Raw genomic sequence first — 12,183 nt, forward strand, 5'->3', positions numbered from 1 at the left:
GGATGGCGTTTGAGGCATTTGCTCTCTAAATTTTAATCTACGGCTAAGAGCGAAATTCCTCTCAATAAGACTAAATACTCTCTAATCACCAATCCCCAGTCCCCAGTCCCCAGTCCCCAATCCCCAATCCCCAGTCCCCAGTCCCCAGTCCCCAATCCCCAATCCCCAGTTCCCAATCCCCAAGTCCCCAGTCCCCAATCCCCAATGAACAAATACCCCCCTAAATGTAAACATTTCGTTACCGAGTTGTTAAGGTGTATTGCAAGTTAACCGAAACTGCTACCAAACTTGTATGCTGATGCAAAACTCCGTGATAGTATTCCTTGGGATAGCACGCACGCGCAGGGCGTGGCTGAGACTATAGTTGAGAGATTAGGAGAAAAGCCTTGGTATTAAGGGTAGCTGTTGTTGGTTCCGGACCTGCGGGTTCTTCTGCCGCAGAAACTTTAGTAAAAGCAGGAATTGAAACTTATTTATTTGAGCGCAAGCTAGATAATGCGAAACCATGTGGTGGGGCGATACCCTTATGTATGGTGAGCGAATTTGACCTTCCTCCGGAGATTATCGATCGCCGAGTGAGAAAAATGAAGATGATCTCGCCTTCTAATATCGAGGTCGATATTAATTTAATCAAAGAAGATGAATATATTGGGATGTGTCGTCGTGAAGTCTTAGATGGCTTTATGCGCGATCGCGCAGCGAAATTAGGGGCAAAATTAATTAATGGTACTGTACATCAGTTAGAGATTCCCGCTAACAATGATGGTCCCTATACCCTTTATTATGCCGATCATTCCGATGGCAGTAAGGTTGGCGTTCAGAAAACCTTACAAGTAGATTTAGTTATCGGTGCAGACGGAGCAAATTCTCGCATCGCTAAAGCCATTAAAGCAGGAGATTACAATTACGCGATCGCTTTCCAAGAGCGTATTCGTCTCCCCGAAAACATGATGGCATATTACGAAGACTTAGCTGAAATGTATGTCGGTAACGACGTTTCCCCCGACTTCTACGCTTGGGTATTCCCCAAATACGACCACGTAGCCGTCGGTACTGGTACGATGAAAATCAACCAAGCGAAAATCAAACAACTGCAAGCCGGAATCCGCGATCGGGCGGCTGCTAAACTGGTTGGTGGAGAAATTATTAAAGTCGAAGCACATCCCATCCCCGAACACCCTCGTCCTCGTCGCGTCGTCGGAAGAGTCGCATTAGTTGGTGACGCTGCGGGAACAGTTACCAAGTCTTCCGGAGAAGGTATTTACTTCGCAGCCAAATCAGCCCGGATGTGCGCGGAAACCATCGTCGAAACCTCAAACAACGGTCAGCGTATCCCCGACGAAAAAGACCTCAAACTCTATCTTAAGCGCTGGGACAAGAAATACGGCATGACCTACAAAGTGCTGGATATTCTCCAACGAGTCTTTTATCGCACCGACGCTACCCGCGAAGCTTTCGTCGAAATGTGTTCCGACTTAGACGTACAACGTCTTACTTTTGACAGCTACCTTTACAAAACCGTCGTCCCGGCTAATCCTTTAATTCAAATGAAAATTACCGCGAAAACTATTGGTAGTTTACTACGCGGCAACGCTTTAGCCCCATAAAAATCAACCGATAAATTTAATTAGCACCCATCAGCCCGCCCAAGCGGGCTATTTTATTGGTTAGGATAAGAAGAGGAAAGTCTCTCGAATAATTATTGTATGGGACAAGCAGAACGAGAACGAACAATTAAAGCTTTATGTAAACTAGCAGGGACTTCTAATCTAGAAGAAGCTTTGCGTATTTTAAATACTCACACTACACTTTCGCTTTCGTTTCCTCGTCATCTCTCTGTGACTTGTGACCTCTCTCTATTAGAATCGTTCTCTAATTTGGAATATTTGTATATTAGTAACAGTAAAATTAGTGACTTAACTCCATTAGCTTCTCTTTATAACTTAAAAACTTTATCTTCAAGTGAAAATCAACTTAGCAATTTAACTCCACTACAATCGCTCTCTAATTTAAAAAAATTATCTTTGATTAATAATCAAATTAGTAACTTAAGTTCACTGCAATCCCTTTCTCAACTGAAAGAGTTGTATTTGCATAATAATCAAATTAGTAATTTAACTCCACTACAAGTAATCTCTAACCTGAAAAAATTATCTTTAGCTAACAATCAAATTAGTGGCTTTCTTTCGCTAGATTATTTATCTAAATTGGAAGAATTAAATTTATATAGCAATCAAATTAGTGACTTGACTCAACTAAAATCGCTATCTAACCTCAAAAGATTTTTTTTAACTTACTGTCAAGTAAGCGACCTAAGTTCACTGCAATCGCTAGTTAACTTGACCTACTTACAACTAAATAACAATCAAATTAGCGACCTAAATCCACTACAATCGCTAATTAGCTTGACCTGTTTAATACTAAACAATAATCAAATTAGTGACTTAAGTCCACTGCAATCCCTTTCTCAATTGAAAGAGTTGTATTTAAGCGATAATCAAATTAGTGACTTAAGTCCACTACAATCCCTTTCTCAACTGGAATACTTGCATTTAAGTGATAATCAAATTAGTGACTTAAGTCCACTACAATCCCTTTCTCAATTGAAAGAGTTGTATTTAAGCGATAATCAAATTAGTGACCTAAATCCGCTACAATCCCTTTTCAAATTGGAAAAATTATATTTATATAACAACAAAATAAGCGATCTTACTCCACTGAAATTTTTACAAGCACTTGAAGAGTTATATATTGACGAAAACCCAATATCTGACCTGAGTCCACTCGCAAATCTACCTAAGCTAGAAGAATGTTTTATCTTTAATACTGAACTTCCTAGAAAATATTGGACTCGTCTTGATGAGTGGAAACCCGAATGGCTTTTATCAGAAAAAGACGCTGAAATCAGACGACTTCTCATTCAACAAATTGGTTATGAAAAAATTTGCTCGGAATTGGGTGCAACCGAACTCGATACTTGGAGAGAATACGTTTTACTAAAAATTGATTCTGAAATCGATATCGAGCCAATTTTACTCTTAAAAATGATTGACCCCAGTACCAATGATATCTACACTTTAAGGGTTCCTCCAGATAGCAAATCAGCCCGTGATGCAATTCGCTGGATTAACCACGGTATCGATGCTGAAGAGTTTGCGATTGAAACTTAACTTAATTAAATTATCTCAAAAAAATGAGCTTATCAGTTAATATTTAAAGTAATTATTGTATGGGACAAGCAGAACGAGAACGAACAATTAAAGCTTTATGTAAACTAGCAGGAACTTCTGATATAGAGGAAGCTTTGCGTATTTTAAATAGTCAAACTACACTTTCGCTTTCGTTTCCTCGTCATCTCTCTGTGACTTGTGACCTCTCTCTGTTAGAATCATTCTCTAATTTGGAATATTTGTATATTTGGAACAGTCAAATTACTGACTTAACTCCCTTAACTTCTCTTTGTAACTTAAAACATTTATTTTTGTTAGAAAATCAAATTAGTGACTTAAATTCAATACAAGCACTCTCTAATCTGAAAGAATTATCATTATCTTTGATTAAGAATCAAATTAGTAAGCTTCCTTCCCTAGCTTCTCTCTCTAACTTGAAACATTTATTTTTGGATGGTAATCAGATTAGCGATTTAAGTCTACTGCAAGAACTCTTTAACCTGAAAGAATTATCTTTGATTGGCAATGAAATTAACGATCTAACTCCCTTAGCTTCTCTATCTAACTTAGAAAAATTACTTTTGAATTGTAATCACATTAACGATCTAACTCCCTTAGCTTCTCTATATAAATTAAAGGAATTACTTTTGAATTGTAATCAAATTAGCGAGCTAACTCTACTACAATCTCTTTCTAACTTAGAACAATTGTGTTTGTCTAAAAATCAAATTAGCGACTTAACTCCATTGCGATCTCTTTCTGAGTTAAAAACTTTGGATTTAGACGAAAATCAAATTAGTGACCTAACTCCATTACAATCTCTTTTTCAACTAGAAGAATTATATTTGCGGGAAAATCAAATTAGTGACTTAACTCCATTACAATCTCTTTTTAAGCTGAAACATTTGAGTTTAGACGAAAATCAAATTAGTGACTTAACTCCATTACAATCTCTTTTTCAACTGGAAGACTTATATTTGCGGGAAAATCAAATTAGTGACTTAACTCCATTACAATCTCTTTTTCAACTGGAAGACTTATATTTGCGGGAAAATCAAATTAGTGACTTAACTCCACTACAATCACTTTCTAATCTCAAAAACTTAGATATTGAAAACAACAAAATCAACGACATTAGTCCCCTAAAATATTTAGAAGCACTTGAATATTTGAATCTTAACGGAAATCTCGTAATTGACCTTAGTCCACTCACAAATCTACACAATCTAGAGGAATGGTATATTTTTGATACTACACTTCCTAGAAAATATTGGACTCGTCTCGATGAGTGGAAACCCGAATGGCTTTTATCAGAAAAAGACGCTGAAATCAGACGAGTTCTCATTCAACAAATTGGTTATGAAAGAATTTGCTCGGAATTGGGTGCAACCGAACTCGATACTTGGAGAGAATACGTTTTACTAAAAATTGATTCTGAAATCGATATTGAGCCAATTTTACTCTTAAAAATGATTGACCCCAGTACCAATGATATTTACACTTTAAGGGTTCCTCCAGATAGCAAATCAGCCCGTGATGCAATTCGCTGGATTAACCACGGTATCGATGCTGAAGAGTTTGCGATTGAAACTTGAGGTAATTAAATTATCTCCCAAAAATGAGTTTATTAGTTAATATTTAACCCACATTCCGCACGACAAAATGTAAGACGTTGTGTGTCAAGCATGACCTTCAGTGAGCCAGAAGCGATCGCCAAAATTTGGGAATATTTTGTCAGCCTTAGCTACTCTTGCATAACTTTTGGGAACTGGTATAAGAAGAGCGTAATTAGGGCTTGCTGAAGAACCTCTGTAACGTAGTAAGCGCTAAGAGTTACGAGCATCTTTTTTTGAAAAAAGTGCAAGGGTCGTTTTTGGTGTTACAAGGCATTAGGGCGCGATCGCGTATCATCTATAGGGCAATATCGGGCGAGATCCGATCTTCAAAGAATAATGGTGCTTGCACTTTCGGCCGATCAAATAAGGCTCAAATACCTATGCTGTAAGGACTTTGACATTTGTTCAGCAAGACCTAATTAGGCTCTGCTTAAAGCAAAAGGTACTACATTCTGTCGTGCGGAAGATAGGTTTGATGGCGGCAGAAGATCAAAGCTTTAATTTGGTCTCGAGAATGAGAGTCATATTATGAATAAAAGGTAGCCAAGTCAGCCAGCGCAAAACGCCCCAACGTTCTGGATGCAATTGAAACAGCGACTGAGCGCTAACGATTTCGACTCCCATACGAGTTACTTCTTCGAGATCGCCGACAAACCAGTGGAGAGGCGCACCCAAGGCTTCTAGTTTTTTCGCCGCTCTGCGATAAGATACCCCAACGATATCAAAGATCAAAGTTGCCCCCGGAAAACGCGCTCTCATTTGGGCGATGAGTTGAGCGACTGCTTCAGGTTCAAAATACATTAACAGCCCTTCGGCAACGATAGTGATGTCTTCGGGCTTTCTGTACGGTAAATTATCTATCCAGTTTGACTCTAGGGCTGAAGCCCCGATGAATTTGTAGTTGTCAGTTTCAGTATCGAGTTGATGGCGAATATGATTAACTTCGGGCAAATCGAGATTAATCCAAAATAAATTATCCTGTTGCAGGCGATAGTAGCGACTGGATAAGCCCGCCCCTAACTCGATGACAAGGGGTTGCTGACTCGCTGCAATTTGTTGTCGTACAGCGCGATCGAAGTAGTCTGCACGAATCGCCCAGCCAGTTTGCGTTTGGGAACTATAAAACGAGTCTAGCTCTACATCCCAAGGAAGACGATCGCTCCATTCCCGCGCTTGGCGATCGCCAAAGAGACCGTCAGTACGCCGATCTTCGTCGGCTCTCGCCCTTGTTGTGAGAATCATGGTGCGCGGTACACCGTTTAGTTGCCATTGAGATTTAGACATGGTAAGTAACACTCGCGAAATATTAAGAATTTTTTTGGTAGGTTTTGGGCGTAATGCCAAAGTAATTTTTAAAGGCGGTGCTAAACCGACTGAGACTGCTATAGCCAACGGTTTGAGCAACTTCTGAGACATTCATCTGTTTTTCGAGGAGCAGTTGACGCGCCTGTTCCATGCGTTGGTTGCGTAAGTATCCGAATACTGTGGTTCCGAAAAGCTGACGAAAACCAATCTTAAGCTTGTAATCGTTAGTTCCTGCTTTTTTGGCTAGTTCGAGTAAGGAGGGCGGTGATTCTATATTGCTCAGTAAAATGTCTTTGGCGTTGTGAATGCAATCAATATCTTGGGGTTGTAAAGTGACATTATGTTTCGGGGGGCTGATTTGTTCGTCGATTTGGGCAAGTTTGAGAACGATAAGTTCGAGGGCTTTGCTCTCGATATAGATTTGCCGAAGAAAACCCTCATAAGGACAGTACAAGATTTGATGGAGAGCAATCTGCATGGCTGGTGAAGTTGCTCCTGTATGAAAAAACCTCTCTGCTGATGTTTTCATTGCTTGCTGCAACGGTTGAGGTAGTCCGGACTGCTCCTCTAGAAACGTTTTCAAGAACCAAGGATCGACCAAAATTGTTACGGCTAAGTAGGTTTGATGGTCGTAGTAGGTCATTTGAGCGCGATCGCCGCTACAAGCTGTTAGGCAGTTTTCTCCAGTCTTCAGTGTGAAAGGTGAGGCAGACCTATCTACCACACCGCTTAACTCTCCAGACACCAGAAAATAGAATTTCCAGGGATCGAGGTGGGAGTGCTGACCCTGCATAACCAATTTTTCTTTCATCTGATGATTTTCAATTGAGATTTGCAGACCCGGACGGAGGTAGGCGAAACGCACCGAACCCTGACCAACCATTTTTGACCACTCTAGTCGAGCTTCGATCCCTTCTATCTCATAGCTATATAGACTGGATTGATTCATTTGTTCTAAGAGTTTGGGAAAGCCTTGTTGCATTGCTTGCGGCGGAAAGATTAACTCTATAGCCATAAATGTCACTCTCGCTTGCCAGTAGTTGAAATTAATTTTCAACTAAGTTTACCGAAAAATAAGATCGCGCGAACAAAAATTTTCCTTAAGCTCTATCCTTCTATCCATTTATTTGGAGAAATCCATTACAGACCGATTGAGCCTTATTTCAAATTTTATTGATAATTATTTTGAATAAAGCTATTTTTTAGGGCAAGGACTTTACGAGGTGACAAACGGGTTGAAACCAAGACTGGTAGAGATTTTGCTCATTTAAGGATCGGAGATAATCAACAAGGTTCGGTCTTTTTTAGCCCAATTCTAGTATTGAGAATGATAATCATTTTAAAAAATGTAGGGCGATACTTATACCCAGACTCGCGACTAATGGATGTCCTTAGGGACAATCCGTTTGAGGCAAAAAAAAATCCGCGATCGCGATAGACGCATCCGCAGCAAATTGCTTAAGCTCTTTTTTTACCGATTAGGACAACTTCCTTTTTTACAACCTGGCACTACAAGTTCGTCATTAAAAATGAAAAATCTCCATCTCTTGCATAGTTTGTGGCTAGCTCCAGCGATCGCAGTTGTTTGTATTCAAAATACCCTCGCTCAAGTCATTGACATAACCAACGTGCGAATCAATCCTACCCCAGAAGGATTAGAAATCATCTTCGACGGCAACATCGATCGCAACCTAGAAGTCAATCAAAGAGTAGAAGACAATCGCCTCATCCTAACCATCAACAATGCTCGCCTCGTTGGAGAGACAATCGAAATAGATAATCCAACCCCAGGATTAGACTTTCTTCGAGTAATATCTACAACTGAAAACAGTATCCAAGCGATCGTAACTGGAGACACAAAAGCTCCAACAGTTGATACCATACAAACTGAAGGGCAACTAAGCATCAACATCGTCGTTCCTCGCATTGCTGAAGAAGAAGTAGAGATTATTGAGCTTGTCGTCACTGCGGAAAAATTTGCAGAAAACATTCAAGATGTTCCCCTCAGTATCACAGCCTTTTCCCAAGGAGAAATCGAAGATGCAAACCTAGACTCGCTCGACAGTGTTGCCAATAATACTCCCAACTTTTCCTTTTTTAGCGCCGGTGGTCAAAGCCGCTTTTTTAGCACCTATACCATGCGAGGTCTCTCCAATAACAACTTTCTCAGTCGAGATACTGTCGGATTTTTTGTCGATGATATTCCCTATGACTATACAGGGTTTTTGGATATCGATCTGACCGATGTCGAACGAATCGAAGTGCTGCGAGGTCCCCAAAATACTCTCTACGGTAGAAATGCCCAAGCTGGGGTTGTTAATATTATTACTCGCGAACCCAGTAACACATTTGAAGGACAACTTTCGGCTCGTTACGGCAGTTTTGATGAACGCAGTGGCACGATCGCCATAAGCGGACCTCTCGAACCTGAGATCCTCTTTTTCCGCTTATCCGGACGTTTAGAAGCGCGGGACGGTTACATTACCAATACTTTGACTGATGAGGTTATTGGTTCAACTTCAGGAGGAAATATTCGCGGAAAACTGCTGTGGTTACCCAGTGAAGATTGGGAAATTGCCTTTAACAGTTCCTACCAAGATTACAATAATGGCGACCCCACTTTTCAACTTATCGGACAGTCGGATCTTTTTGCCGTCAACCAAGACTTTATTGGCTTTAATCGCATCAATTCTAACGATCAATCCTTAAAAATAACTTACGATAATGACAATATCCAGGCGACTTCTATTACCACTCGTCGTTACTCTAACCAAGAAGTCGAAACAGAAGCCGATTTTTCCCCAGTCGATCTGTTTACTGGTATTTCCGATGTTAATTCAACAATTTGGACTCAAGAAGTGCGCTTACAATCTTCTGAAGAAGCAGAAAATCTTCAATGGTTAGTTGGAGGGTACTTTGAAAGTCGTCTCTTTAACGTAGAGGCAGATGGATTGCGCTATGGTACTGTGGGCGCACAAACCTTGGGTTTACAGCCCGGACTCGATCGCACTTCTGCTGAACTCGACCAAACCACCTTTGCCCTTTTTGGACAAGCTAGTTACGAACCCATCGAAGCCCTAACACTAACCGCAGGCTTGCGCTACGACACCACTAATATTCGCATGGATCGGCGACGAAATTATGAAGTAGATGGGTCATCCGTCGAGATTCCTTTTGGGATGACGTTTGATGATGTCGAAACAGATAGTAGTGCCTTATTGCCACGTTTTGTAATCGAATACGAATTCAATCCATCAGCTTTGGTGTATGGCAGTATTACCCAAGGTTACAAGCCAGCCGGACTCAATTTCCGGGCGGAAAGTGATGATGTTTTAGTAATCGGTGAAGAACGGTCATGGAACTACGAAATTGGTGTAAAAACGTCTTGGCTTGACAATCGCCTGATTGCCAATCTGGCTGTCTTTTACAACTCAATTGACGACTTTCAGGTGGCGTTACAAGACCAAAGAGGATTTATCGCTAATGTTGCTAATGCTGAAGCAAGTATTTTCGGGGTAGAGTTGGAGTTAAAGGCTCAACCTGTAGATGGGTTGGATTTAATCGCGGGATTTGGCTACACGGAGGCAACGTTCGATCGCTTTTTTAATCCCTTTACCGGACAAACTCTAGATGGCAATCGCTTACCTTTCGCTCCGGAATTTACGATTAATTTTGCCGCTCAATATCGCGCTCCTTGGGGTCTATTTGCGCGAGTGGGTTTGAATACTTTGGGGAGTTATTTTACAGAAGAATCTAACTCGATTTTCCAAGGAACGGTTACGACTGTCGATGCAACGTTGGGTTATGAATTGGACAATTACGGAATTTATTTGGTAGCAAATAATATTTTCGATACGCGCTATCTTACGTCTGGGTTGATTCTCCCAGGGGGTAATGTTGGGTCTTATAACGATCCTTTTACGATTGGCGTATTGTTAAAGGCATCATTTTAGCGACAAAACCTTTGGGAGAAATAAACTATAAAGCATTCAATTATCGCAATTGTAGGGATTGGAGAACAGCTTTTCAGCTTCGTTTAGCCAAAGAGAACTATCTTATACCAATTTGATTTGACTACGCTACATGAAATTGTGTAGAGACGTTGCATGCAACGTCTCTACAGGGTCTGCGTCTGTAGCATTAGTTTAGGTAAATGGGATTAAATGCAAAAAGAGGACTCCCGTTACAGCGACAGCTTGACGGTGAGAGTATTTGACGCTCCCCTGCCTAAAGGCGCGGGGATTCTTGGTTCAACGACACTCCTTACAACTAAAAGGAATCAGTCTCGCCGATTCGACCCCTCCCTTGACAAATTAACAAAAAAGCAATTTTATCAAGAGCGGCAATTAGTTCCAGTGGGATATATCTCCCCAAGCGTAAATTCTCGTGCGCCCCACGATACTCGAAAAAGCAAATTTCTTAACCACTGGTTTTCGGTACTCTGTCGAGTCCGGTGCGTTTTTTAAGAGGTTGTTCGCGCCTCATGTACTGGTATCGCTTTACGTCGTCAACTTAAGACAGTACCGACGAATCCTGTCTGTACCAGGCTACTTTCTTAGAATAGCATCAAAGCCGTCCTATAAGGACGGGGCTTGAAACCCATTATTCTTGGTCAAAGTCCCATTACTGAATAACCCGGAATCTTGAGTGCTTAAATCCGTTTGGAGCTAAAAAAAATCCGTTAGCGTAATAGAACAAAAATCGAGTATTAGCTAACATCTCATATCAGCATTGTGCTTTCTAGCCATCAAAATTTCATGACCGGATTTGCCAACCAGCGCTTGAAAACTCTTGGACTGCTCGGTAGCTTGTATGTATCGCAATATATTCCCCTAACGTTTATTTATGAGGCTTTACCTGCCTTTGTTCGCGAACAGGGAATGTCTTTAGAAGTAATCGGCTTGCTTCCTCTAGTCGCTCTACCCACTATTTTCAAATTTTTGTGGGCTCCAGCGATCGATCGCTATGGATTTACTCGATGGGGTCACTATCGCTTCTGGATTATTAGCTTTCAATTATTAGCGATCGCGTCGGTAGTAATCGCAGGCAAATTGGATCTCGAAGGAAATTTTCTTCTATTGCTGGTTGCTATGTTTGCTCTTTGCTTGTGGTGCGCGAGTCAAGATATTGCTACCGATGCTCTCGCGGTGGCAGTTTTGGAACCGCAAGAGCGAGGTTGGGGTAATGGAGTCCAGATGTCGGGCAATTACTTCGGGGCAGTTATTGGTGGCGGCGGAATGCTCATCTTGCTCGATTGGTGGGGTTGGAGGTCAAGTATGCTGGTTTTGGCTGCATTGATGCTGTTTGCCCTACTGCCAATTTTGAACTTTCGGGAAAGTCGCTGTCAAAAACCCGATACTTCTCAATTTGTTCTACTCGATCTCGTTCGTTTTTGCCGTCGTCCTCAGATGTGGCGATGGCTCGTTGTTTTAGCGTTATTTACTGCCGGACCGATGATGGCTAACACCATGTTTCGCCCTTTATTGGTGGATATCGAGCTATCGATGACTGATATTGGTTTGTTGCTTGGCGTAGCAAGTTATGGTGCTGGTATAGTTGGCGCGATCGCGGCGGGTTTTCTCATTTCTCGATTAGGACGGCGGCGATCGCTACTCGTCTTTTCTTCGCTGCGGGCGATTTGTGTGGCGGCTTATCTTCTTCCTGCTTTGGGCGCTACAACTTTACCCGTTCTTTATGCCATTGCGATGAGTTCTCAATTTACTAACAGTATGGCAATTACCGCATTATTTACACTCATGATGGACAAGAGCGAATTAACCACCGCAGGGACAGATTTCACGCTGCAAACGTCTTTAGTTTATTTGGGCGGTATTTTGGCAGCACCATTCAGTGGTTTGGCAGCTAAGGGATTCGAGTATGAGGGAGCATTTTTACTAGCGATCGCGCTTTCTATCGGTAGTGTTGTCGCGATCGCGGGACTCGTTGAAAAAGGACACATTCACCCCAATCCCCCATTAGCAACCCTCTCTCAACAAATCTTTCCCAAAAAGTAGGCGAACGAGCCAAGAAACACGAAGTCTCTTAGAAAAGAGAGTGATTTTTCCCTTTTACTGTTCAGTATCAGGTCTAGT

General features: G+C 41.4%; 6 protein-coding genes and 2 pseudogenes. 6 read left to right on the forward strand and 2 right to left on the reverse strand.

Translation table 11 applies throughout. From position 1 onward, the window contains the following. The first annotated feature begins 386 nt into the window (after positions 1–386). The 4 genes and pseudogenes from chlP to G3T18_RS22715 form a co-directional block, all read left to right on the forward strand. Positions 387–1,607: a geranylgeranyl reductase gene (gene chlP / locus G3T18_RS22700; protein ID WP_224412877.1), complete on the forward strand. Its 1,221-nt coding sequence runs from the start codon at positions 387–389 to the stop codon at positions 1,605–1,607. 99 nt (positions 1,608–1,706) lie between these two features. Continuing rightward, complete coding sequence (locus G3T18_RS22705) at positions 1,707–3,170, forward strand: leucine-rich repeat domain-containing protein (protein ID WP_224412878.1); 1,464 nt, start codon at positions 1,707–1,709, stop codon at positions 3,168–3,170. A 59-nt stretch (positions 3,171–3,229) separates the two neighbouring features. After that, positions 3,230–4,306 (forward strand): annotated as a pseudogene (locus tag G3T18_RS22710) (leucine-rich repeat domain-containing protein); the annotation flags it as partial. A gap of 120 nt (positions 4,307–4,426) precedes the next feature. Next, positions 4,427–4,765, forward strand: a pseudogene (locus G3T18_RS22715) (DUF6745 domain-containing protein); the annotation flags it as partial. A gap of 510 nt (positions 4,766–5,275) precedes the next feature. Here the strand turns inward: G3T18_RS22715 and G3T18_RS22720 are convergent. After that, positions 5,276–6,202, reverse strand: a complete 927-nt coding sequence (locus G3T18_RS22720) for a class I SAM-dependent methyltransferase (protein WP_224412879.1) — start codon at positions 6,200–6,202, stop codon at positions 5,276–5,278. Then, positions 6,093–7,106 carry a helix-turn-helix transcriptional regulator gene (locus G3T18_RS22725; protein ID WP_224412880.1) on the reverse strand — a complete coding sequence of 338 codons (1,014 nt, stop codon included), beginning with the start codon at positions 7,104–7,106 and terminating at the stop codon, positions 6,093–6,095. Before G3T18_RS22725 ends, G3T18_RS22720 begins: the two co-directional genes overlap by 110 nt. Before the next feature lie 514 nt (positions 7,107–7,620). Between G3T18_RS22725 and G3T18_RS22730 the strand changes: the two genes are divergently transcribed. Next, a complete protein-coding gene (locus tag G3T18_RS22730) occupies positions 7,621–10,044 on the forward strand; it encodes a TonB-dependent receptor domain-containing protein (RefSeq protein ID WP_224412881.1) in 2,424 nt (807 codons plus the stop codon). An 804-nt stretch (positions 10,045–10,848) separates the two neighbouring features. Next, positions 10,849–12,105 (forward strand): MFS transporter, encoded by a 1,257-nt coding sequence (locus G3T18_RS22735; protein ID WP_224412882.1) that lies wholly within the window; start codon positions 10,849–10,851, stop codon positions 12,103–12,105. Positions 12,106–12,183 lie beyond the last annotated feature (78 nt).

The organism is Oscillatoria salina IIICB1 (genome assembly GCF_020144665.1).
Classification (GTDB): domain Bacteria; phylum Cyanobacteriota; class Cyanobacteriia; order Cyanobacteriales; family SIO1D9; genus IIICB1.

What these genes read in the sequence shown, in the direction of transcription:
- G3T18_RS22735 (WP_224412882.1), top strand. Translation starts at nt 10,849, where the DNA reads ATGACCGGATTTGCCAACCAGCGCTTGAAAACTCTTGGACTGCTCGGT.
- G3T18_RS22705 (WP_224412878.1), top strand. Translation starts at nt 1,707, where the DNA reads ATGGGACAAGCAGAACGAGAACGAACAATTAAAGCTTTATGTAAACTA.
- G3T18_RS22730 (WP_224412881.1), top strand. Translation starts at nt 7,621, where the DNA reads ATGAAAAATCTCCATCTCTTGCATAGTTTGTGGCTAGCTCCAGCGATC.
- G3T18_RS22720 (WP_224412879.1), bottom strand. Translation starts at nt 6,202, where the DNA reads ATGTCTCAGAAGTTGCTCAAACCGTTGGCTATAGCAGTCTCAGTCGGT.
- G3T18_RS22725 (WP_224412880.1), bottom strand. Translation starts at nt 7,106, where the DNA reads ATGGCTATAGAGTTAATCTTTCCGCCGCAAGCAATGCAACAAGGCTTT.